The sequence below is a fragment of the Klebsiella sp. JN_Kp127 genome (assembly GCF_040062505.1).
Classification (GTDB): domain Bacteria; phylum Pseudomonadota; class Gammaproteobacteria; order Enterobacterales; family Enterobacteriaceae; genus Klebsiella; species Klebsiella quasipneumoniae.
Genome location: NZ_JBEAHS010000039.1, coordinates 1 through 21,904, shown reverse-complemented (window position 1 = coordinate 21,904; position 21,904 = coordinate 1). Strand labels below are relative to the sequence as shown.

The following is a 21,904-nucleotide window of genomic DNA, read 5'->3' as shown; positions in this document are numbered from 1 at the left end:
AGTCCCCTTAAGACTGCAAGACGTCTGCAAGGCGATCAAGACGGCCGCGTACGCTGCCATCAATGACCATATCACCCGCACGGATGATAATACCTGCCATAACAGACTTATCGATTTTGCAATTCAGCTTAACTTTGCGTGACAGACGTTTTTCCATCGCGCTGACGATCCTGGCAAGCTGTTCATCACTCAGTTGGTTGGCAGATATGACTTCTACCTCTGCGATGGCCTCACTGGCCGCGCGCAGGTGAATGAATTGCTCAAGAACGTCCGGGAGCACCTTCAGACGATTATTTTCCGCCATCACCTTAATCAGGTTCTGGCCGTTTTCGTCAAGTTGCTCGCCGCAGATAGCGATAAACGCTTCTGAGAGCGTTTCCGGCGCCAAAGCACCGGAGAGAAGCTCTGCCATTTGGTCGTTTTTGGTCACTTCGGCGGCAAACGCCAGCATATCCTGCCAGCGTTCAACACTGTTGTGTTCGACGGCAAAGTCAAAAGCTGCTTTGGCGTAGGGGCGAGCTACCGTTACAAATTCAGACATCAGCCCCTCCCTCCTTACAGTTCAGCGACAAGTTTATCCACGATGTCGCTGTTAGCAGCTTCATCCACGGAACGTTCGATGATCTTCTCGGCGCCAGCAACAGCCAGGATAGCGACCTGCTTACGCAGCTCCTCGCGTGCACGTTTACGCTCAGCATCAATTTCAGCCTGCGCTTGTGCAACGATTTTGGTGCGTTCCTGTTCTGCTTCAGCTTTAGCTTCGTCCAGAATCTGAGAGCGGCGCTTGTTCGCCTGCTCAATGATTACCTGGGCTTCCGCTTTCGCTTTTTTCAGCTGGTCGGTCGCGTTGGCCTGTGCAAGGTCCAAATCTTTCTTAGCGCGTTCTGCAGAAGCTAAACCGTCAGAAATCTCTTTCTGGCGTTTTTCGATGGCAGCCATTAAAGGCGGCCATACGTACTTCATGCAGAACCATACGAAGATAACAAACGCGATGGCCTGGCCGAGGATTGTTGCGTTCATGTTCACAGCACAATACCTCTTTAATTAACTCTGTGGCTTAGGTTTCTAACAACTTACTACGCGACGGCGAACATCACGTACAGACCCAGACCTACAGCGATCATCGGGATAGCATCCACCAGACCCATAACGATAAAGAACTGAGTACGCAGCAGAGGGATCAGATCCGGCTGACGCGCTGCGCCTTCCAGGAATTTACCTCCGAGGATGCCGATACCGATCGCAGCACCGATTGCCGCCAGACCCATCATCACAGCGGCAGCCATGTACAGCAGATCCATATTCAGGTTTTCCATGACAGTCTCCAGTTTGTTTCAGTTAAAACGTAGTAGTGTTGGTAAAAATCAATGCTCTTCAGACGCCATCGACAGATAGACAATCGTCAGAACCATGAAGATGAAGGCTTGCAGCGTAATAATCAGGATGTGGAAAATGGCCCAAGGCACATTCAGAACCCACTGTGACCACCACGGCAACAGACCAGCAATCAGAATGAAAATCAGCTCACCGGCATACATGTTGCCGAACAGTCGCAGACCGAGAGAGACCGGTTTGGACAGCAGGCTTACCCCTTCAAGGATTAAGTTGACAGGAATGAACGCCCAGTGATTGAACGGCTGCATGGTCAGTTCTTTAACGAACCCACCTACGCCTTTCATTTTGATGCTGTAGAAAATAATCAGGATGAACACGCCAAGCGCCATCGACAGGGTGATGTTCACGTCAGCAGACGGAACCACGCGCAGTGCAGGCAGGCCGAAAATGTGTTCGCCGATATAAGGAAGCAGGTCGATTGGCAGCAGGTCCATCAGGTTCATCAGGAAGACCCAGACGAACACGGTCAGCGCCAGCGGCGCGATAACCTTGCTCTTGCCATGGTACATGTCTTTGACGCTGCCATGGACGAAGCCGATGATCATTTCGATGAAGGTCTGGAATTTCCCTGGTACGCCGCTGGTCGCTTTCTTAGCAACGCTACGGAACATGGCCAGGAACAGCAGACCGAGAACCACCGAGAAGAACATGGAGTCAATGTTGAGCGTCCAGAAGGTGGCCGGGGGGTTGTGCGGATCCACCAGCGAGAAAGTACGCAGATCAATCTGAAGGTTGTTCAGATGGTGACCTATGTATTCCTGCGGCGTCATATTTTCTGAAGCCATGATGCCTTTTACCCTTTGTTGTTGATTACAGCTGGCGCCAGAACTTGTACCACCAGCACCAAAACCCACGTCACGATCAGTGGCAAAAATACCACTTTTAAAACAGCCAGCGCCACCGCCAGGAGGGCGAAGGTCAGCAACACCTTGAAGGCTTCACCGAAGGCGAAGGTCCAGGCCACACGGCCTTTTGCTGGTGTATGCGCCTGATGACGCCAGGCAAAAATCATAAACATCAGGTTTGGCAAAACCACTGCCAAACCGCCGCATACCGCGGAAATGCCCCAGAAGGGGTCTTTGAGGCTAAACAGCAGTCCACTTGCCATTACTGCCAGTAACTGAATAAACAGAAGCTTGCGAGCAACGTTTCGACTCAAGAGCGACACTGACATCACGTTTTTACTCCTGCTCCCTTTGAGGTATGTCGCGTGTCGTATAAAACGTCCTTTAAGACGAAGAGTCAAGCATCAAAAAGCGGACAAATTATACGGTGACGCCCCGTGATTTCAAACAATAAGTAGCAAAATAGTGAATAAATGTTTAATTATTTTCCAACGGACAACTTTCCGTGCATTTCAGCGTTCTGTGAGCGGTCATACAAAACTGCAAATAACGTGGAAACACGGCAATTAAAGCGTGCATTAGATCACATAATAAACATTTCGAGCGCCCTTTAATGAATCAAGGACATAAAACACTATTTTTCATGTTTTTGATATTCAAGATAAAAAGTGAGGACATTATCTAAAACAACCCCACATACAATAAAAACCTTTTATTGACATTTATAATAAAAATTTAACATCACGATGCTGATCATCGTTGTCGATTTTTAGCACCCTGATATTTTCAAAGTTGACTATTTTGTCAGTGAATCACTTACGCTAAGTTAACCGCAAGAAAAACCATAGTAAAAACATGGTTAAATGCAGCCCGATAATATCAGGAGGTGACCTTTATTTTTGTAACATTCATGGGCCACATTTTTTCCACATTTTTTGATAAAAATTAACTCGCTTTTGGCGTAATCACCACCAGGTGCCGCTCCCCTTCCAGCTGAGGAACATGCAGCTCAATGACCTCGGCTATGGCATACCCTTCCGGCAGGTTTTCCATTTCGTCTTTTTGCGCTAACCCTTTGAGCGCATAGAAGTGACCGTTCGCGGCCGGCAAATGATGGCACCAGCTCACCATATCATTAAGCGACGCGAAGGCGCGGCTTATCACGCCATCAAACGGCGGCTCGGCCGGGAAAGCTTCCACGCGGCTCTGCACCGGGGTGATGTTATCCAGCTTCAGTTCATGCTGCACCTGACGCAGGAAGCGCACGCGTTTGCCAAGGCTGTCCAGCAGGGTGAAATGCGACTCCGGGCGCACGATAGCCAACGGGATCCCCGGCAGCCCCGGTCCCGTACCGACATCGATAAAGCGCGAGCCCTGCAGATAAGGCGCGACGATGATGCTGTCGAGGATATGACGCACCAGCATCTCATTTGGATCGCGAACGGAGGTCAGGTTATAGGCTTTGTTCCACTTATCGAGCAGCCCGACGTAAGCCACCAGCTGATTTTTCTGGTGATCGGTGAGCGAAATACCCGCTTCATCCAGCAGACGAGAAAGTTTGTTGAGCACGGTAAGTACCTTCAAAAAATAATGAGCCCGGAGGCGCTAACGCTTACCGGGCCAGGAATGATAAAGGCGAACGCTGATTATGCAAGTGGGAAATCAGCGCGGCAGGTTGCCGCAATCAGGCGCTGCGACGCAGCATCCCCTGCTTTTTCAACCAAACCAGCAAAATAGAGATCGCCGCCGGGGTGATCCCGGAAATACGTGACGCCTGCCCTATCGACGACGGTTTATGGTCGTTTAGTTTAGCGATCACTTCATTAGACAGTCCGGTGACCTGACGGTAGTCGAGCGTCGCCGGTAACAAGGTATTCTCGTTGCGCTGCTGTTTCTCGATCTCATCCTGCTGGCGCGCGATATAGCCTTCATACTTCACCTGGATCTCAACCTGCTCAGCCGCCTGCCGATCTTCCAGCCCCGGCGCGAACGGCGAGAGCTGAACCAGCTGCTCGTAGGTCATTTCCGGGCGACGCAGCAGATCTTCACCGCTGGCTTCGCGCGACAGCGGCGCGGTCAGGTGAGCGTTCACTTCGGTAGCGCTCTCAGCCTGCGGGTTCACCCAGGTCGATTTCAGGCGCTGGCGTTCGCGCTCAATGCTTTCCAGCTTCTCGTTGTAACGCGCCCAGCGTTCATCATCCACCAGACCCAGCTCACGCCCCTGCTCAGTCAGACGCAGGTCGGCGTTGTCTTCGCGCAGCATCAGACGATATTCAGCACGAGAGGTAAACATGCGGTACGGTTCTTTGGTACCCAGAGTACACAGGTCATCCACCAGCACGCCGAGGTAGGCCTGATCGCGACGCGGCGCCCAGCCCTCTTTTTCCGCCGAGAAGCGAGCAGCGTTAAGACCGGCCAGCAGACCCTGAGCCGCCGCTTCTTCATAACCGGTGGTGCCGTTGATCTGACCGGCGAAGAACAGACCCTGAATGAATTTGCTCTCGAGCGTCGGTTTCAGATCGCGCGGGTCGAAGAAGTCGTACTCAATAGCGTAGCCAGGACGGACGATCCGCGCATTTTCCATCCCCTGCATGGAGCGGACGATTTGCATTTGCACATCGAACGGCAGGCTGGTGGAGATGCCGTTCGGATAAATTTCGTTTGAGGTCAGGCCTTCCGGTTCGAGGAAGATCTGATGCTGGTTGCGATCGGCAAAGCGCATGACTTTGTCTTCGATCGACGGGCAGTAGCGTGGACCGATCCCTTCGATCACCCCGGCGTACATGGGGCTGCGATCGAGGTTATTACGGATCACGTCATGGGTTTTCTCGTTAGTGTGGGTGATGTAGCACGGCACCTGACGCGGATGCTGATCGGCAGATCCCATAAACGAGAAGACCGGCATCGGGTTATCGCCATGCTGTTGAGCCAACACGCTGAAATCGATGGTGCGCGCGTCAATGCGCGGCGGGGTCCCGGTTTTCAGTCGGCTTACGCGCAGCGGCAGTTCACGCAGACGACGAGACAGCGGGATCGACGGCGGATCGCCGGCGCGTCCGCCGCTGTAGTTATCCAGACCAATATGGATTTTGCCGTCAAGGAAGGTTCCGACGGTCAGCACCACCGCTTTGGCACGGAATTTGAGGCCCATCTGGGTGACTGCGCCTACGACGCGATCGTTTTCGACAATCAGATCTTCCACTGCCTGCTGGAAGATCATCAAATTCGGCTGGTACTCCAGCGCAGTGCGTACCGCCTGACGGTACAGCACGCGGTCAGCCTGGGCGCGAGTGGCGCGTACCGCGGGGCCTTTGCTGGCGTTTAGTATCCTAAACTGGATGCCTGCCTGATCGATCGCTTTGGCCATCAGGCCGCCGAGCGCGTCCACTTCTTTTACCAGGTGTCCTTTCCCAATGCCGCCAATCGCCGGGTTGCAGCTCATCTGCCCCAGCGTGTCGATATTGTGTGTCAAAAGCAGGGTCTGTTGACCCATACGCGCTGCGGCCATTGCGGCCTCAGTGCCTGCGTGACCCCCGCCAATGATAATGACGTCAAAAGGATCCTGATAAAACATGGTGGTCTGCCTCGCATAACGCGGTTTGAAAATGGATTGAAGCCCGGGCCGTGGATTCTACTCGGCTTTGGTCTTTTGAGAAAGACTCCGGGATCCTGAGTATTAAAAAGAAGATCTTTATATAGAGATCTGTTCTATTGTGATCTCTTATTAGGATCGACTCTCTTTGTGGATAAGTCGGATCCGCGAAGTAAGATCAAAAGCTTAAGAAGGATCACTATCTGTGAATGATCGGTGATCCTGGTCCGTATAAGCTGGGATCAGAATGAAGGGTTATACACAGCTCAAAAAGCGTACTGCGGTTATTCTTTGGATAACTACCGGTTGATCCAAGCTTTTAAGCATGGTTATCCACAGAAGAACGGACGATCTTTACAAATCTCAGAGCAAATTTTTCCAGGATCCCAGCCAAATTTCCGCCGGATCCTCGGGAATTTCATGTTCCAGCACGTTGATCTTCAGGGTCTCGCCGATCTGTTTTGCCCCGCAGGCCTTCAGCGCCGCTTCTAATTTATCGATCGCGCCGCAAAAAGTGTCGTATTCGCGGCTGCCGATCCCGATGGCGCCAAAGCGCACGGCGGAAAGATCGGCCTGCTGCGCCAGCAGCGCGTCATAGAAGGGAACCAGGTTGTCGGGAATGTCGCCGGCGCCATGGGTGGAAGAGATAACTAACCAGATCCCCTGCGCCTGCAGATCGTCCACCAGCGGGCCGTGCTGGATTTCAGTGCTGTAGCCTGCTTCTTCCAGCTTTTCCGCCAGATGCTCCGCTACGTATTCCGCACTGCCCAGGGTGCTGCCGCTGATAAGTGTAATGTCTGCCATAGATCGCCGATCGCCCGCTCAACTGTTCAGAGTGGCGTATTGTACGCTGTGAGCGAGCTGGGATCTACCTGTGGAAAAATGTGGGATTAAAAAAAACGATCAGGGCTTAATGGTGCGCATGATCGGGTTCTGCAGCACGATCAGGGTCTCGGTGGACTGAATTTCATCAATTGTTTGGATCTTGTTGATAAGTACCTGCTGCAGGGCATCGATGGATTTACACATCACCTTAATAAAGATGCTGTAGTGGCCGGTGGTGTAGTAAGCCTCGGTGACCTCCTCCAGGCTTTCCAGGCGGGCGAGGGCGGAGGGATAGTCTTTGGCGCTCTTGAGAATAATGCCGATGAAGCAGCCGACGTCGTAGCCCAGCTGTTTGGGGCTGACGTCAATGCGCGCGCCGGTAATGATGCCCGCCTGTTTCATCTTTTCGACGCGTACATGAATAGTGCCGGGGCTGACGCTGAACTGTTTGGCCAGTTCGGCATAGGCGGTACGGGCGTTGGCCATTAGCGCATCGAGAATGCCGCGGTCCAGATTGTCGATCTGATAATTTTCCATATCTTTTTCTTATGAAGTTTGAGGGTTCTTACTATTTTAGCGCCATATTTTGATGAATTAAAAGTTGATGCGCCTTTTTATTGATTGATTATTGTATTGGTGGCCTTTTTTGTTGCTTAATCAATGGCAACAGGACGCAGGAGTCATAAAAATGAAAACCGCATATATCGCAAAACAACGCCAGATCAGTTTCGTTAAATCCCACTTTTCCCGTCAGCTGGAAGAGAAGCTTGGCCTGATTGAAGTCCAGGCGCCAATCTTAAGCCGCGTGGGCGATGGGACGCAGGATAACTTGTCCGGCTGTGAGAAAGCGGTTCAGGTGAAAGTGAAAACACTGCCCGACGCCCAGTTCGAAGTGGTGCATTCGCTGGCGAAGTGGAAGCGTCAAACCCTGGGACAACACGACTTCAGCGCGGGCGAAGGGCTGTACACGCACATGAAGGCCCTTCGCCCCGATGAAGACCGTCTGACGCCGATCCATTCCGTCTATGTCGACCAGTGGGACTGGGAGCGGGTGATGGGGGATGAAGAGCGCCACGTCGGCACGCTGAAGGCGACCGTCGAAGCGATTTACGCCGGGATCAAAGCCACCGAGCTGGCGGTCAGCCAGGAATTTGGCCTGACGCCGTTCCTGCCGGAACAGATCCACTTTGTTCACAGCCAGGCGCTGCTGAGTCGCTATCCGGATCTTGATGCCAAGGGCCGCGAGCGAGCGATTGCTAAAGAGCTGGGCGCCGTCTTCTTAATCGGCATCGGCGGCAAACTCTCTGATGGCAAGCGCCATGATGTACGTGCGCCGGACTATGATGACTGGAGCACTGAGGTTTCTGAAGGCTTTGCCGGACTGAACGGCGATATCCTGGTGTGGAACCCCGTGCTGGAAGATGCGTTCGAGATCTCCTCAATGGGGATCCGCGTTGACGCCGCGGCGCTGAAACGCCAGCTGGCGCTGACCGGCGATGAAGATCGCCTGAAACTGGAGTGGCACCAGGCGCTGCTGCGCGGCGAGATGCCGCAGACTATCGGCGGCGGCATTGGCCAGTCTCGGCTGACGATGCTGTTGCTGCAGCTCGACCATATCGGCCAGGTGCAGTGCGGCGTATGGCCGGCACAGGTTCGCGAAAGCGTTTCCGCGCTGCTGTAACGATTAGCGCCGCCAGCGTCGCAGCAGGCGGCTACGCAACCCGGTATCAAAGCGCCAGATATGATCGAAGATGCGCATGATGCCGGGTTTGCCGTGTACCGACATCGCCACCGCGTGAAAACGGTGCTGATGCTTTCGCTGTAACTCCCCCACCTGAGCAATCACCTCATCCGGCAACCGCTGGGCAATAAAGTCGGAGATCACCACGGCATCCGCATCCACCCACTGTGGGTTTTGCAGACGTTCAATAATGGCGCGAAAACAGCTGGCCAGATCGGTGCCGCCGCGAAAGCGCTGGCTCAGAAAGCGGATCGCCTGCTCCAGGCCGCCCTCGCAGGTCAGTTCGTAGTGCACCACTTCGCTGGAGAACAGCATAATAAAGCAGCGGCGGTTATCCGCCAGCGCGACGCGCATCAGAGCCAGACAAAAGGCTTTGGCGCACTGCTCGTTAAAACCGCCCATCGATCCTGACGTATCGACGCAGACAATAAAGGGCCCGCGCGGCTGTTCATCAAAATCTTGCCGCGTCACCGGGCGTTCGGTGATTTTTTCTCGCCAGGCGTCGCCGTGCAGCCGGTAGGTCAGGAGCTGTTTCTCCACCAGCTTGCGATAAAATTCAAACTCCAGCTCCGTGATGCCGAGCGTCGCCAGCTCCGGCGGCAGCAGGCGCAGAATGTCATCGCTCTGCTGGAGGCCGTCGACCTGTTCCGGCACCGTCGCTGGCTCGCGCACCAGGCTACGGAAGGTCTCCATCGGCGCGTCTTTCTTCGGCACGGATTTCGCTTCCCGTGAGCGCCCCAGCTGTTCCGCCAGCTGCAGTAGCTCCGGCTGCTGGTTAAGAAAATCGCCATAGCGCACGATCAGCTGATAGTCGCCACGTTTGAGTTCGCCGGCGCTCATATCCCACAGGCGTCCGGCGGCGGTGTCATTCTCAGCCAGCACCGGATCGAGCTGACCGCTGAGCGTCATTCGTTCCTGGACCTCGCTGAGCAACTGATCGCGCTCCTCATCCAGCAGCTGCTGGTTAAGGCTGGTGGCTTGCACCACCAGGCTCAGGCGCCAGCGCTGTAAAAACAGCGTATGCAGCGCCGGGGTAAAGGTCGGATTGTCGTCCACCAGCTTCTGCGCCTGGGCGGCAAAAGGGGACTGGAGCTGGTGTAGCTTGCCGAGGATCTGCGGCAGCTGGACGATAAACTGCGAGGTAGAGAGCAGCTGAGCCTGCTGATAGGTTTGCACCTCGGCGTCCAGATCCGGCGGGACGTTAACCTCTTTTAAGCGGGCGCGAACGGCTTCCCGCCAGCGCGGAATATCCGCCGCGATGATGTTTTTCAGGCGGGGAAATTTCTCAAAGAAAACCGCCAGCTGCGGAGAGGCCAGCAGCGCCAGCAGCATCTCCTCGATCATTCCCTCTTCGCTGACTGCCAGCATGACATTCAGCATATCGAGCGTCATGGCTGCTTCGCCTGTTTAATCTGCGCGCCGACGTCCTGCAGGCTGGCTTCGATTCTTCCCAGCCACTCGACCGGGATAAACAGGCACTTCTGCTGCTCGCTGAAGCGGTTATGTTGCTGGTGCCACTCATCGTCCAGCGCCTCCAGCTGCTGGCGAATTTCCGCCGGCATGTTTTCCTGCGACGCGCTGCCGGGCAGCGAGAGGCGTGAGCCCTGCAGGCTGACGTCGCGAACAACCAGATGCTGGCTGGTGTCGACATCCATATTGAGCAGTTGGGCAAAGCCGATCCCGTTGAGCTTGCCGCGGATCTCGCCGCCCTTTTCCAGCCAGCTGGCTAACGCCTCGCGCTCAAAAGTAATGTGGATCACTTCCATATCGTGGAGTTTGAGCGGCTGCTGCAGCAGCAGGGTCAGGGTGGTCCCCTGGATCTCCGCCGGCAGCTCATAGTGCGGCTTGCGGCTAAACATGCCGCCAAGGCGGGTGACCTTTAGCGCCGTTTTGTCACTTTGCTGCTGTTGGATCTGAATGCGTCGCTGCACAATCGCCCCGAGCCGCGTCAGCATCGCCTGCTGCTGCCAGGCGTGGCAGGTCATCAGCGTTTCCAACTGCTGCGACATCAGGTTCATGCTCTCGACGTTGTGCCACAGACAATCTTTCAGCAGGATAAGATCTATCGGCGCGATGCTGTCGCGGCCGCTGAAGAAGGCGCTGGCCTGCAGCAGGCGAATAGCCTTTTTCCAGCGGCGATCCGAAACGTATGGCGCGTTTGGCAGGGCATCCAGCTGCTGGCGCAGCTGGAATATCAGCTCAAACACCGCGTCCGGCAGTTTGATATTGCCGATCTGCTGCTGCCATTGCGTAAACTCTTCATCGCTAACCTGCAGCGCGCTGGGCACCGGATTGCTGTTTTCATCCTGCTGGCTGACCAGCATCGAACGGAAATTACCTTTATCCTGTACTTTATCGAGCCACAGACGGATCAGCATTCGGTCATACAGCGCTTCCAGGCTGCTGTCGGCTTCGGGCAGTTCGTTCGAGGCGGCCACCAGCAGGCGCATCGGGATTTTCTCTTCGTGAGCGCCGTTGCGGAAGTGACGTTCGTTAATCGCCGTCAGCAGGGTGTTGAGGATAGCCGGACCCGCTTTCCATATTTCATCGAGGAACACGATTTCTGCTTCCGGCAGGTAGCCGGCGGTTAAACGCTCGTAGCGGCCTTCATCTTTCAGCGCCTGAATGGACAGCGGGCCAAAAACCTCTTCCGGGGTGGAAAAGCGGGTCATCAGGTATTCAAAAGCGCGCGCCTGCTGGAAGGCGAACTTGAGGCGGCGGGCAATCAGGCTTTTGGCAATCCCCGGCGGACCGAGCAAAAATACGCTCTCGCCGCTGAGCGCCGCCAGCAGGCACAGGCGTATCGCGTGGCTGCGTTCAAAGAGTCCTTTTTCGAGTGCCGCGCTGAGTCGGGAAATTCTTTCAGCCAGTAAATGTGTTTGAGCCATAATTGAGTTGCGTGCTTTGTCATGTATCGTTATTGGGACGAGTATAGATGTTAGAGCAGGGGCGGTAATAGCCTGAAGAATCGATTTATTTTTTTTGAGCCAGGTTAATATGGTGTCTGTTAGGGGTACGATTTCACAAATAATCGTGCATACTGTGCGCTTTTTGTGGGCCAAGGGACTAGGCACACATTTGTTTTATAAACGAAAAGACTAGTCTATGAGCACTGATAATAAACAATCGTTGCCGGCGTTAACGCTGGCGGCCATCGGCGTGGTGTACGGTGATATCGGTACCAGTCCACTGTATACCCTGCGTGAATGCCTGTCAGGTCAGTTTGGCTTTGGCGTTGAGCGCGATGCCGTATTTGGCTTTTTGTCGCTGATTTTCTGGCTGTTAATCTTTACCGTATCGATTAAATACATCACCTTCGTGATGCGGGCGGATAACGCCGGGGAAGGCGGGATCTTAACACTGATGTCGCTGGCCGGACGCAATACCTCGGCGCGGATGACCTCTGTGCTGGTGATCCTCGGCCTGATCGGCGGCAGTTTCTTCTATGGCGAAGTGGTGATTACCCCGGCGATTTCGGTGATGTCGGCGATAGAGGGGTTAGAAATTATCGCTCCGCAGCTCGATAGCTGGATTGTGCCGATCTCCATTATCGTGCTTACCCTGCTGTTTATGATCCAGAAGCACGGGACCGGGATGGTCGGCAAGCTGTTTGCGCCGATTATGCTGATCTGGTTCTTGCTGCTGGCGGTGCTTGGCGCGCGAAGCATTTACGCAAACCCGGAAGTTCTGCAGGCGCTAAACCCCTACTGGGCGGTGCACTTCTTCCTGCAGTACAAAACGGTTTCCTTTATTGCGCTTGGCGCGGTGGTGCTGTCGATTACCGGGGTGGAAGCGCTGTACGCCGATATGGGGCACTTCGGCAAACTGCCGATCCGTGTCGCCTGGTTCTCCGTCGTGCTGCCTTCGCTGGTGCTGAACTATTTTGGCCAGGGGGCATTGCTGCTTAAGCATCCGGAAGCGATTAAAAACCCGTTCTTCCTGCTGGCGCCGGAGTGGGCGCTGATCCCGATGCTGATTATCGCCACACTGGCGACGGTTATCGCCTCGCAGGCGGTGATCTCCGGGGTCTTCTCCTTAACCCGTCAGGCGGTGCGTCTGGGCTATCTGTCGCCGATGCGCATCATCCACACCTCGGAAATGGAGTCCGGCCAGATCTATATCCCGTTCATTAACTGGCTGCTGTATGTCTCGGTAGTGATCGTCATCGTCAGCTTCGAACATTCGTCTAACCTGGCGGCGGCATATGGTATCGCGGTCACGGGGACCATGGTGCTGACCTCCATCCTGTCGGCAACGGTGGCGCGCAAAAACTGGCACTGGAATAAACTGTTCGTTGGGCTGATGCTGGTGGCCTTCCTGTGCATTGATGTTCCGCTGTTCTCGGCGAACCTCGATAAGATTGTCTCCGGCGGCTGGCTGCCGTTGTCCCTGGGTCTGGTGATGTTTACGGTGATGACTACCTGGAAGAGCGAGCGTTTCCGCCTGCTGCGTCGAATGCACGAGCACGGCAACTCGCTGGAAGCGATGATCTCTTCGCTGGAGAAATCGCCGCCGGTGCGCGTGCCGGGTACTGCGGTGTATATGTCCCGCGCCCTGAACGTGATCCCGTTTGCCCTGCTGCATAACCTGAAGCACAACAAGGTGCTGCATGAGCGAGTGATCCTCCTGACCCTGCGCACCGAAGACGCGCCTTACGTGCATAACGTTCGCCGGGTGCAGATTGAGCAGCTTTCGCCCTCGTTCTGGCGGGTGGTGGCCAGCTACGGCTGGCGGGAAACGCCAAATGTCGAAGAGGTGTTCCATCGCTGTGGCCTGGAAGGACTCAGCTGCCGGATGATGGAGACCTCGTTCTTTATGTCCCATGAGTCGCTGATTATTGGCAAACGGCCGTGGTATCTGCGCCTGCGCGGCAAGCTTTATCTGCTGCTGCAGCGTAACGCCCTGCGCGCGCCGGATCAGTTTGAAATCCCGCCAAACCGGGTTATCGAGCTCGGTACTCAGGTCGAAATCTGATGTCAAAAAGCCCTTCCGTTGCGAAGGGCTTTTTGTTTCTCACTCCGGCTGTTATCTCCTGTCGCTGTCTCGCGAAACGTTTCGATAGCGATCACATTTCTCTCTTCTGGTGATGGTTTTATGCTCACGCATTGATAATAATTATTTTAGCGAAACGTTTCGCTAGTGGAGCAAAAGAGAAAAAATGAAAAAAGGCACCCTACTTAACGCTGATATTTCCGCGGTTATCTCCCGCCTGGGCCACACCGATACGCTGGTGGTCTGCGATGCCGGATTACCGGTTCCCCGCAGCAGCGCGCGCATCGATATGGCGTTGACCCAGGGCGTACCTTCATTTATGCAGGTTCTGGAAGTGGTGACGACGGAAATGCAGGTTGAAGCGGCTGTCATCGCGGAGGAAATTAAGACGCATAATCCGCAGCTCCACGCGACGTTGCTCAACCATCTTGAGCAGCTGCAGCAGCACCAGGGAAACACCATTGAAATTCGTTACACCAGTCATGAGCAGTTCAAAAAACAAACCGCAGACAGTCAGGCGGTAATTCGCAGCGGGGAGTGTTCCCCGTTTGCGAATATCATTCTCTGTGCCGGCGTCACCTTCTGAGATCGCCGTCATGGAAGCCTTATTGCAACTGAAAGGGATCGATAAAACGTTCCCTGGCGTCAAGGCGCTCTCCGGCGCCTCGCTGAATGTCTACCCTGGCCGGGTGATGGCGCTGGTGGGTGAGAACGGCGCCGGTAAATCCACCATGATGAAAGTGCTGACCGGGATCTATACCCGTGATGCTGGCGCTTTATTGTGGTTGGGCAAAGAGACCACCTTTAGCGGCCCAAAATCTTCCCAGGAAGCCGGGATCGGCATTATCCATCAGGAGCTGAACCTGATCCCGCAGTTGACGATCGCCGAGAACATCTTCCTCGGCCGCGAATTCGTTAACCGCTTTGGCAAAATCGACTGGAAGCGGATGTATGCCGAAGCCGATAAGCTGCTGGCGAAGCTGAATCTCCGTTTTACCAGCCAGAAGCTGGTGGGCGATCTGTCGATTGGCGATCAGCAAATGGTGGAGATCGCCAAAGTGCTGAGCTTCGAGTCGAAGGTCATCATTATGGATGAACCGACCGACGCGCTGACCGATACCGAAACCGAATCGCTGTTCCGTGTGATCCGCGAACTGAAATCGCAGGGGCGCGGCATCGTCTACATCTCCCACCGCATGAAAGAGATCTTCGAGATTTGCGACGACGTGACCGTGTTCCGCGACGGGCAGTTTATTGCCGAACGCGAGGTCTCCTCGCTGGATGAAGACCGTCTGATTGAAATGATGGTTGGTCGGAAGCTGGAAGATCAGTATCCGCATCTGGCTAAGGCGCCGGGCGCGGTGCGCCTGAAAGTCGATAATCTCTGCGGCCCGGGCGTGGAAAACGTGACCTTTACCCTGCGCCAGGGGGAAATCCTCGGCGTCGCCGGGCTGATGGGCGCCGGGCGGACCGAGCTGATGAAAGTGTTGTATGGCGCGCTGCCGCGCAGCAGCGGCTCCGTGACGCTCGACGGTCACGAAGTGGTGACCCGTTCGCCGCAGGATGGTCTGGCGAACGGCATTGTCTATATCTCCGAAGACCGTAAGCGTGACGGCTTAGTGCTCGGGATGTCGGTAAAAGAAAACATGTCCCTGACCGCCCTGCGCTACTTCAGCCGGACGGGGGGGAGTCTCAAGCATAAAGATGAACAGCAGGCGGTCAGTGATTTCATCCGGCTGTTTAACGTGAAAACGCCATCCATGGAGCAGGCGATCGGCCTGCTCTCCGGCGGCAACCAGCAAAAGGTCGCCATCGCCCGCGGGCTGATGACCCGGCCGAAGGTCCTGATCCTCGATGAGCCGACCCGTGGCGTCGACGTTGGGGCGAAGAAAGAGATCTACCAGCTTATCAATCAGTTCAAAGCCGATGGCCTGAGCATCATTCTGGTCTCCTCCGAGATGCCGGAAGTGTTGGGCATGAGCGATCGCATCATAGTGATGCATGAAGGGCATCTCGGCGGTGAATTCACACGCGAGCAGGCCACCCAGGAAGTATTGATGGCTGCCGCTGTGGGCAAGCTTAACCGTGTGAATCAGGAGTAAGAAAGATGACAACCCAGGCTGTTTCTGGTCGCCGTTATTTCACGAAAGCGTGGCTGATGGAGCAAAAATCGCTGATTGCCCTGCTGGTGCTGATCGCGGTGGTATCGACCATGAGCCCCAACTTTTTTACCGTCAATAACCTGTTCAATATTCTGCAGCAGACCTCCGTTAACGCCATTATGGCGGTAGGGATGACGCTGGTCATACTGACCTCGGGGATCGACCTGTCCGTCGGTTCCCTGCTGGCGCTCACCGGCGCGGTGGCGGCGTCGATCGTTGGCATTGAAGTGAATGCGCTGGTGGCGGTCGCTGCTGCCCTCGCATTAGGTGCGGCGATCGGCGCAGTCACCGGGGTGATTGTGGCGAAAGGCCGCGTGCAGGCTTTCATCGCCACCCTGGTGATGATGCTGCTGCTGCGCGGCGTGACCATGGTGTACACCAACGGCAGCCCGATCAATACCGGCTTTAGCGATAATGCCGATCTGTTCGGCTGGTTTGGTATCGGGCGTCCGCTGGGGATCCCGACGCCGGTATGGATCATGGCGATTGTCTTCCTGGCGGCCTGGTACATGCTGCACCATACTCGCCTGGGTCGTTATATCTACGCCCTTGGCGGTAATGAGGCGGCGACGCGCCTGTCCGGGATTAGCGTCAATAAAGTCAAAATTATCGTCTACGCGTTGTGCGGGATGCTGGCGTCGCTGGCCGGGATTATCGAAGTGGCGCGCCTCTCCTCCGCGCAGCCGACGGCCGGGACAGGCTATGAGCTGGACGCCATTGCGGCAGTCGTGCTCGGCGGCACCAGCCTGGCGGGCGGCAAAGGACGCATTGTCGGCACGCTGATTGGCGCGCTGATCCTTGGCTTCCTGAATAATGGTTTGAACCTTTTAGGCGTTTCTTCCTATTACCAGATGATCGTTAAAGCGGTGGTGATTTTGCTGGCGGTACTGGTAGATAACAAAAAGCAGTAACTGAGAACTCTACAGGACATCTTAACTATGAATATGAAAAAACTGGCGACCCTGGTCTCTGCTGTTGCGCTAAGTGCGACCGTTAGCGCGAACGCGATGGCCAAAGACACCATCGCTCTGGTTATCTCTACTCTCAACAATCCCTTCTTCGTGTCGCTGAAAGACGGCGCGCAAAAAGAAGCTGACAAACTGGGCTACAACCTGGTGGTGCTCGATTCCCAGAACAACCCGGCGAAAGAGCTGGCTAACGTTCAGGATTTAACGGTGCGCGGCGCGAAGCTGTTGCTGATCAACCCAACCGACTCTGATGCCGTCGGCAATGCCGTGAAGATGGCGAACCAGGCGAAAATCCCGGTCATCACCCTCGACCGTCAGGCGACAAAAGGCGATGTCGTGAGCCACATCGCCTCTGACAACGTGCAGGGCGGAAAAATGGCGGGTGATTACATTGCGAAAAAGCTGGGTGAAAGTGCGAAAGTCATTGAGCTGCAGGGCATTGCCGGGACTTCCGCGGCGCGCGAGCGCGGCGAAGGCTTCAAACAGGCCGTGGCGGCGCACAAGTTCAACGTTCTGGCCAGCCAGCCGGCCGATTTCGACCGTACCAAAGGGCTGAACGTGATGCAGAACCTGCTGACCGCCCATCCTGACGTCCAGGCGGTGTTCGCGCAGAATGATGAAATGGCGCTCGGCGCTCTGCGCGCGCTGCAGACCGCAGGCAAGTCCGATGTGATGGTGGTTGGATTTGACGGCACTCCGGATGGCGAAAAAGCAGTAAACAGTGGCAAACTGGCGGCGACCGTCGCACAGTTGCCGGAGCAGATCGGCGCGAAAGGCGTTGAGACTGCTGATAAGGTACTGAAGGGCGAAAAAGTGGAAGCTAACTACCCGGTTGAGCTGAAGCTGGTCGTTAAGCAGTAATATGCGATTCGGACTGGCAACGGTCCGAGGGACAATATAAAAAAAGAAAAGCAGGGCATGCGCCACCGGATCCCGGTGGCGCGCTTTCCCGGGAACAGAAACGATGAAAACTGCAGGCAAACTTGTCGTCCTTGGCAGCATCAATGCCGATCACATTCTCAACCTTGACGCTTTCCCGACGCCGGGTGAAACCGTCACCGGCAACCACTACCAGCTGGCGTTCGGTGGTAAAGGGGCCAACCAGGCGGTGGCCGCCGGGCGCAGCGGGGCGGATATCGCGTTTATCGCCTGCACCGGCGATGACGACATCGGTGAACGCATCCGTCGCCAGCTGGCGAGCGATAAAATCGATGTGGCGCCTGTGCGCGCGGTCGCCGGGGAAGCAACCGGCGTGGCGTTAATCTTCGTTAACGCCGAAGGTGAGAATGTCATCGGTATTCATGCCGGCGCCAATGCGGCCTTATCCGTCGCTCAGGTAGAGGCGGAAAAAGAGCGGATCGCCAGCGCGCAGGCGTTGTTGATGCAGCTCGAGTCGCCGCTGGAGAGCGTGCTGGCGGCGGCGAAAATCGCCCATCACCATCAGACCACCGTGGTGCTTAATCCCGCGCCAGCGCGTGAACTGTCCGATGAACTGCTGGCGCTGGTGGATATCATTACCCCCAACGAAACCGAAGCGGAAAAGCTGACGGGGATTCGCGTTGAGAGTGACGAGGATGCGGCAAAAGCCGCCGACGTGCTGCATGCCAAAGGCATTGGTACGGTAATGATCACCCTCGGCAGTCGCGGCGTCTGGCTCAGTGCCGAAGGCGAAAGCCGCCGGATCCCAGGGTTTCGCGTGCAGGCTATTGATACTATCGCGGCCGGCGACACTTTCAACGGCGCGCTGGTGACCGCGCTGCTGGAAGGGACCGCCCTGCCGGAGGCGATCCGCTTTGCGCATGCCGCGGCGGCGATTGCCGTGACTCGCAAAGGCGCGCAGCCTTCCGTGCCGTGGCGCACAGAGATTGATGAATTTTTAGCGCAACAGGGGTAATGCTTGGCTACGATGAAAGATGTGGCCCGCGTCGCGGGCGTTTCCACATCGACGGTGTCACACGTCATCAATAAGGACCGCTTTGTCAGCGAGGCGATTACCGCCAAAGTCGACGCCGCGATCAAAAGCCTCAACTACGCCCCCTCGGCGCTGGCGCGTAGCCTCAAGCTTAATCAAACCCGCACCATCGGCATGCTGATCACCGCCAGTACCAATCCGTTTTATTCCGAGCTGGTGCGGGGCGTGGAGCGCAGCTGCTTTGAGCGGGGTTATAGTCTCGTACTCTGTAATACGGAAGGTGATGAGCAGCGAATGAATCGTAATCTGGAGACGTTAATGCAAAAACGCGTCGATGGATTACTGCTGCTGTGCACTGAGACCCACCAACCCTCCCCGGAAATTATGCAGCGCTATCCGTCGGTTCCGACGGTCATGATGGACTGGGCGCCGTTTGATGGCGATAGCGATCTGATTCAGGATAACTCGCTGCTCGGTGGCGATATGGCGACCCAGTACCTGATCGATCAAGGGTATTCACACATTGCCTGCATTGCCGGTCCGCTGGATAAAACCCCGGCGCGTCTGCGCCTTGAAGGTTACCATGCCGCGATGGCGCGCTGCGGTCTGCCCGTAGCCGAGGGATACGTGGTGACCAGTGATTTTGAGTTTGGCGGCGGATTTAGCGCGATGCAGCAGCTGCTGGCGTTGCCGCAGCGGCCGCAGGCGGTGTTTGTCGGTAACGACGCCATGGCGGTTGGCGCTTATCAGGCGTTATACCAGGCCGGGTTGCAGATCCCGCAGGATATGGCGCTGGTGGGTTACGATGATATTGAACTGGCTCGCTATATGACGCCGCCGTTAACCACCATTCACCAGCCGAAAGATGAGCTGGGGGAACTGGCCATCGACGTGCTGATCCATCGCATGGCCGACCCGCAGCAAAAACAGCAGCGCGTACAGTTAACCCCGGAGCTGGTGGTCCGCGGCTCCGCTTAGCGTTTGTGCCGCTCGCTAATCAGGTTGCGGCCATCCTTCGCTCTCAACAGCATAAACATCAGCGCCGACACGATGGTTATCACGCCCATGGTAATAAAGGTGTAGTGAAACTGCTCTACGGTGCTGGCGCTGTCAAAACCTTCATAGAAGCGCAGCACCGCAGCGCTGATGGCCACTCCGAGACTGATGGAAAGCTGCTGGGTGACTGCCAGCAGGCTATTGCCGCTGCTGGCATTGTCATCCGTCAAATCGGCCAGGGTAATGGTATTCATGGCGGTAAACTGCGTGGACATCGCCATCCCCAGCACGAACAGCGGCAGAAGCAGCATCCACAGCGGCATTTCTGGCGACTGCAGCGAGAACTGGGCAATCATAAGGCCAATAAACACGGTGATCCCCACCAAGGTCTTACGATAGCCAAACCAGCGCAGCACCTGGGTAACGGTAGATTTCGCAATAATCGAGCCGATAGCGGTGGGGGCGATCATACAGCCGGCGATAATGGCCGGATAGCCAAAGCCAACCTGCAGCATGAGCGGCATCAGAAAAGGTACGCAGCCGGTACCCAACCGCGTGGCAAGGTTGCCGGCAATGCCGACCGAGAACGTATGGGTCTTAAATAAAGAGAGCGAGATCAGCGGCGCAGGATGGCGGCGCGCGTGACGGACATAGGCCAGGAGCAGTATCAGACTGACGGCGATCACCGCCAGCGCCAGCCATGTCGCCACGATTTTTTCGCCAAACAGTTCAATACCGCTGGAAAATAACACCAGGCTTAAGCCAAATAACAGAAAACCGGTTATATCGAAGCGTCGGCGCGGCGTTGTGAAATTTGGCATATATTTACGGGCATACAGAATGCCGATCACGCCGATGGGAATGTTTATCAGGAAAATCCAATGCCAGCTGGCCCAGGTCACAAATACCCCGCCGAGAACCGGGCCCAGAATCGGTCCTACCAGTCCCGGCATGGTGACAAAGTTCAGTACCGGCAGCAGTTCGCTGCGCGGATAGGCGCGCAGGAGGGCTAGCCTCGCCACCGGCATCATCATCGCCCCGCCGACCCCCTGAATAACGCGAAAAATGACCAGCTCCGTTAATGAACTCGAGAGCGCGCAGGCGAGGGAGCCGAGAGTAAACAGGCTAACGGCGATGATAAAGACCCGGCGCGTGCCGAAGCGATCGGCCAGCCAGCCGCTGACCGGGATCAACATCGCCACCGTCAGCGTATAGCTGATGATGGCCGACTGCATCGCTAAGGGAGAACGGTTCAGGCTGTGGGCGATAGCCGGGAGGGCGGTGTTAAGAATGGTGGCATCCAGCGCCTGCATAAAGAAGGCCATCGCCGCGATCCACGGCAGGCCAGCCATGCTGCGCCCTTTTTTTCCGCTCATGCCAAATCCTTGTTATTGATTTACGTGGTGTGGGGCGTTCAGCAGCGCCTGGCAGGCGAGCAAGGCACCTGGCGCATCGCTATTGAGAATGGCATCGACGATCGCCTGGTGGAGATCGAGCTTCACGACTTCATTTTGCGTAATCGACGTGAAGTAGGTGTGGTAGACGGAATGAAATAAAGAAGCGAATGAGCTGAGGAAAGGATTGCCGCTCATTTCATAGATATGTTCATGCCAGGCCATATCGACGTCTATCCAGCGATCGCGCTGAAAATGACGTTTCAGGGCAATCATCTCTTCCATAAGGGTATTGAGCTGCGCTTTCTGCTCCGCGGTGCCGTGGGCGGCGGCGAGGAAACAGGCCTGTGGCTCCAGGCTGCTGCGCATGACGAGAAAGTGGCTCACCACCTCTTCGAAGTTATCTTCCGTGAGCCACCAGGAGAGTAGTTCCTTATCCAGGAAGTTCCAGCTGCTGCGCGGCATTACCCGGGTGCCAATGCGAGGGCGGGGCAGCAGCATGCCTTTTGCAGTCAGCGTCTTCACCGCTTCGCGGACGGCGGTACGACTCACGCCGAACTGCTCCCCTAACTCCATTTCGCCGGGAAGAATGCTTTCCGGCTGATATTCGCCAGTCAGTATCTTTTGGGCGAGCTTCTCGGCCAGTACCCAGGAGATGTTCTTTTGTGCCGCCAGTTGCTGTGCGCTTAAAGACATAAATGCCGTTCCTTTCTTTTCTCTACACTAACAGTATGCCACCAGGCGCCCCGTTTCGTCGGTTAAAACAGCAAAACGGCGGTTTTTTGCGACATTCCTCGCCGCATTGTTGAAAAAAGAGACGGTTGAAAAGTTTTTTTGCATTTCCCCTTGTCACCTCAGAATTACTCCCTATAATGCGCCTCCACTGACACGGAACAACGGCAAGCAAGCCGCCGGGTCAGCGGGGTTCCGGTGAGAACCTCGCAGAGAAAAGCGAAAATAAATGCTTGACTCTGCAGCGGGAAAGCGTAATATGCACACCCCGCGCCGCAGCGAAAAACGAAGCGGCACTGCTCTTTAACAATTTATCAGACAATCTGTGTGGGCACTCAAAGTGACATGGA

General features: G+C 55.7%; 21 protein-coding genes. 8 read left to right on the top strand and 13 right to left on the bottom strand.

Going from position 1 to position 21,904, the window contains the following annotated elements; translation table 11 throughout:
- Positions 1 to 7: 7 nt before the first annotated feature.
- From atpH to asnC, 9 genes are all read right to left on the bottom strand, one after another.
- Positions 8 to 541, bottom strand: a complete 534-nt coding sequence (gene atpH, locus ABLV04_RS14665; RefSeq protein WP_004202307.1) for a F0F1 ATP synthase subunit delta — start codon at positions 539 to 541, stop codon at positions 8 to 10.
- A gap of 14 nt (positions 542 to 555) precedes the next feature.
- On the bottom strand, positions 556 to 1,026 hold the full coding sequence (gene atpF / locus ABLV04_RS14660; protein ID WP_004107293.1) for a F0F1 ATP synthase subunit B: 471 nt from the start codon (positions 1,024 to 1,026) through the stop codon (positions 556 to 558).
- Between the two features lie 50 nt (positions 1,027 to 1,076).
- Positions 1,077 to 1,316 carry a F0F1 ATP synthase subunit C gene (gene atpE / locus ABLV04_RS14655; protein WP_000429386.1) on the bottom strand — a complete coding sequence of 80 codons (240 nt, stop codon included), beginning with the start codon at positions 1,314 to 1,316 and terminating at the stop codon, positions 1,077 to 1,079.
- Positions 1,317 to 1,364: 48 nt separating this feature from the next.
- Positions 1,365 to 2,180: a F0F1 ATP synthase subunit A gene (gene atpB, locus ABLV04_RS14650; RefSeq protein ID WP_023291475.1), complete on the bottom strand. Its 816-nt coding sequence runs from the start codon at positions 2,178 to 2,180 to the stop codon at positions 1,365 to 1,367.
- Between the two features lie 8 nt (positions 2,181 to 2,188).
- Positions 2,189 to 2,569 (bottom strand): F0F1 ATP synthase subunit I, encoded by a 381-nt coding sequence (gene atpI / locus ABLV04_RS14645; protein WP_004202310.1) that lies wholly within the window; start codon positions 2,567 to 2,569, stop codon positions 2,189 to 2,191.
- A gap of 616 nt (positions 2,570 to 3,185) precedes the next feature.
- Positions 3,186 to 3,809 (bottom strand): 16S rRNA (guanine(527)-N(7))-methyltransferase RsmG, encoded by a 624-nt coding sequence (gene rsmG, locus ABLV04_RS14640; RefSeq protein WP_032429030.1) that lies wholly within the window; start codon positions 3,807 to 3,809, stop codon positions 3,186 to 3,188.
- 115 nt (positions 3,810 to 3,924) lie between these two features.
- Positions 3,925 to 5,814 carry a tRNA uridine-5-carboxymethylaminomethyl(34) synthesis enzyme MnmG gene (mnmG, locus tag ABLV04_RS14635; protein WP_348815835.1) on the bottom strand — a complete coding sequence of 630 codons (1,890 nt, stop codon included), beginning with the start codon at positions 5,812 to 5,814 and terminating at the stop codon, positions 3,925 to 3,927.
- A gap of 381 nt (positions 5,815 to 6,195) precedes the next feature.
- Positions 6,196 to 6,636 (bottom strand): FMN-binding protein MioC, encoded by a 441-nt coding sequence (mioC, locus tag ABLV04_RS14630; protein ID WP_017899651.1) that lies wholly within the window; start codon positions 6,634 to 6,636, stop codon positions 6,196 to 6,198.
- Between the two features lie 99 nt (positions 6,637 to 6,735).
- Positions 6,736 to 7,194 carry a transcriptional regulator AsnC gene (gene asnC / locus ABLV04_RS14625; RefSeq protein ID WP_002882510.1) on the bottom strand — a complete coding sequence of 153 codons (459 nt, stop codon included), beginning with the start codon at positions 7,192 to 7,194 and terminating at the stop codon, positions 6,736 to 6,738.
- Positions 7,195 to 7,345: 151 nt separating this feature from the next.
- Here asnC and asnA point away from each other — a divergent pair, with 151 nt between their 5' ends.
- Positions 7,346 to 8,338 (top strand): aspartate--ammonia ligase, encoded by a 993-nt coding sequence (gene asnA, locus ABLV04_RS14620; RefSeq protein WP_023291478.1) that lies wholly within the window; start codon positions 7,346 to 7,348, stop codon positions 8,336 to 8,338.
- Between the two features lie 3 nt (positions 8,339 to 8,341).
- On the opposite strand, the gene viaA is transcribed toward asnA, so the two are convergent.
- Both viaA and ravA read right to left on the bottom strand, forming a co-directional pair.
- A complete protein-coding gene (viaA, locus tag ABLV04_RS14615) occupies positions 8,342 to 9,790 on the bottom strand; it encodes an ATPase RavA stimulator ViaA (RefSeq protein ID WP_348815833.1) in 1,449 nt (482 codons plus the stop codon).
- The gene (gene ravA / locus ABLV04_RS14610) at positions 9,787 to 11,286 is read right to left on the bottom strand and encodes an ATPase RavA (protein WP_060590682.1); all 1,500 of its coding nucleotides are present in this window, start codon (positions 11,284 to 11,286) and stop codon (positions 9,787 to 9,789) included. Before ravA ends, viaA begins: the two co-directional genes overlap by 4 nt.
- A 217-nt stretch (positions 11,287 to 11,503) precedes the next feature.
- Between ravA and kup the strand changes: the two genes are divergently transcribed.
- The 7 genes from kup to rbsR all read left to right on the top strand — a co-directional run bounded on the left by kup (position 11,504) and on the right by rbsR (position 19,410).
- Positions 11,504 to 13,372: a low affinity potassium transporter Kup gene (gene kup, locus ABLV04_RS14605; protein ID WP_004202319.1), complete on the top strand. Its 1,869-nt coding sequence runs from the start codon at positions 11,504 to 11,506 to the stop codon at positions 13,370 to 13,372.
- A gap of 184 nt (positions 13,373 to 13,556) precedes the next feature.
- Positions 13,557 to 13,976 carry a D-ribose pyranase gene (gene rbsD / locus ABLV04_RS14600; protein WP_180266320.1) on the top strand — a complete coding sequence of 140 codons (420 nt, stop codon included), beginning with the start codon at positions 13,557 to 13,559 and terminating at the stop codon, positions 13,974 to 13,976.
- Between the two features lie 10 nt (positions 13,977 to 13,986).
- Positions 13,987 to 15,492 (top strand): ribose ABC transporter ATP-binding protein RbsA, encoded by a 1,506-nt coding sequence (gene rbsA, locus ABLV04_RS14595; RefSeq protein WP_180266321.1) that lies wholly within the window; start codon positions 13,987 to 13,989, stop codon positions 15,490 to 15,492.
- Between the two features lie 5 nt (positions 15,493 to 15,497).
- Positions 15,498 to 16,463 (top strand): ribose ABC transporter permease, encoded by a 966-nt coding sequence (gene rbsC, locus ABLV04_RS14590; RefSeq protein ID WP_004202322.1) that lies wholly within the window; start codon positions 15,498 to 15,500, stop codon positions 16,461 to 16,463.
- Positions 16,464 to 16,490: 27 nt separating this feature from the next.
- Entirely contained in the window at positions 16,491 to 17,381 is an 891-nt protein-coding gene (gene rbsB / locus ABLV04_RS14585; protein WP_004202323.1) for a ribose ABC transporter substrate-binding protein RbsB, read from the top strand.
- 103 nt (positions 17,382 to 17,484) lie between these two features.
- Positions 17,485 to 18,414, top strand: a complete 930-nt coding sequence (gene rbsK, locus ABLV04_RS14580; protein ID WP_023291484.1) for a ribokinase — start codon at positions 17,485 to 17,487, stop codon at positions 18,412 to 18,414.
- Positions 18,415 to 18,417: 3 nt separating this feature from the next.
- Positions 18,418 to 19,410, top strand: a complete 993-nt coding sequence (rbsR, locus tag ABLV04_RS14575) for a ribose operon transcriptional repressor RbsR (RefSeq protein WP_086076398.1) — start codon at positions 18,418 to 18,420, stop codon at positions 19,408 to 19,410.
- Here rbsR and mdtD read toward each other — a convergent pair.
- On the bottom strand, positions 19,407 to 20,804 hold the full coding sequence (mdtD, locus tag ABLV04_RS14570) for a multidrug transporter subunit MdtD (RefSeq protein WP_023291486.1): 1,398 nt from the start codon (positions 20,802 to 20,804) through the stop codon (positions 19,407 to 19,409). The genes rbsR and mdtD overlap by 4 nt on opposite strands.
- A 12-nt stretch (positions 20,805 to 20,816) precedes the next feature.
- On the bottom strand, positions 20,817 to 21,518 hold the full coding sequence (locus ABLV04_RS14565) for a FadR/GntR family transcriptional regulator (RefSeq protein ID WP_023291487.1): 702 nt from the start codon (positions 21,516 to 21,518) through the stop codon (positions 20,817 to 20,819).
- Between the last annotated feature and the right edge of the window lie 386 nt (positions 21,519 to 21,904).

What these genes read in the sequence shown, in the direction of transcription:
- rbsD (WP_180266320.1), top strand. Translation starts at nt 13,557, where the DNA reads ATGAAAAAAGGCACCCTACTTAACGCTGATATTTCCGCGGTTATCTCC.
- kup (WP_004202319.1), top strand. Translation starts at nt 11,504, where the DNA reads ATGAGCACTGATAATAAACAATCGTTGCCGGCGTTAACGCTGGCGGCC.
- asnA (WP_023291478.1), top strand. Translation starts at nt 7,346, where the DNA reads ATGAAAACCGCATATATCGCAAAACAACGCCAGATCAGTTTCGTTAAA.
- atpH (WP_004202307.1), bottom strand. Translation starts at nt 541, where the DNA reads ATGTCTGAATTTGTAACGGTAGCTCGCCCCTACGCCAAAGCAGCTTTT.
- atpB (WP_023291475.1), bottom strand. Translation starts at nt 2,180, where the DNA reads ATGGCTTCAGAAAATATGACGCCGCAGGAATACATAGGTCACCATCTG.
- rbsA (WP_180266321.1), top strand. Translation starts at nt 13,987, where the DNA reads ATGGAAGCCTTATTGCAACTGAAAGGGATCGATAAAACGTTCCCTGGC.
- rbsB (WP_004202323.1), top strand. Translation starts at nt 16,491, where the DNA reads ATGAATATGAAAAAACTGGCGACCCTGGTCTCTGCTGTTGCGCTAAGT.
- viaA (WP_348815833.1), bottom strand. Translation starts at nt 9,790, where the DNA reads ATGACGCTCGATATGCTGAATGTCATGCTGGCAGTCAGCGAAGAGGGA.
- ravA (WP_060590682.1), bottom strand. Translation starts at nt 11,286, where the DNA reads ATGGCTCAAACACATTTACTGGCTGAAAGAATTTCCCGACTCAGCGCG.
- rbsK (WP_023291484.1), top strand. Translation starts at nt 17,485, where the DNA reads ATGAAAACTGCAGGCAAACTTGTCGTCCTTGGCAGCATCAATGCCGAT.
- atpE (WP_000429386.1), bottom strand. Translation starts at nt 1,316, where the DNA reads ATGGAAAACCTGAATATGGATCTGCTGTACATGGCTGCCGCTGTGATG.
- mdtD (WP_023291486.1), bottom strand. Translation starts at nt 20,804, where the DNA reads ATGAGCGGAAAAAAAGGGCGCAGCATGGCTGGCCTGCCGTGGATCGCG.
- mnmG (WP_348815835.1), bottom strand. Translation starts at nt 5,814, where the DNA reads ATGTTTTATCAGGATCCTTTTGACGTCATTATCATTGGCGGGGGTCAC.
- atpI (WP_004202310.1), bottom strand. Translation starts at nt 2,569, where the DNA reads ATGTCAGTGTCGCTCTTGAGTCGAAACGTTGCTCGCAAGCTTCTGTTT.
- mioC (WP_017899651.1), bottom strand. Translation starts at nt 6,636, where the DNA reads ATGGCAGACATTACACTTATCAGCGGCAGCACCCTGGGCAGTGCGGAA.
- ABLV04_RS14565 (WP_023291487.1), bottom strand. Translation starts at nt 21,518, where the DNA reads ATGTCTTTAAGCGCACAGCAACTGGCGGCACAAAAGAACATCTCCTGG.
- asnC (WP_002882510.1), bottom strand. Translation starts at nt 7,194, where the DNA reads ATGGAAAATTATCAGATCGACAATCTGGACCGCGGCATTCTCGATGCG.
- rbsC (WP_004202322.1), top strand. Translation starts at nt 15,498, where the DNA reads ATGACAACCCAGGCTGTTTCTGGTCGCCGTTATTTCACGAAAGCGTGG.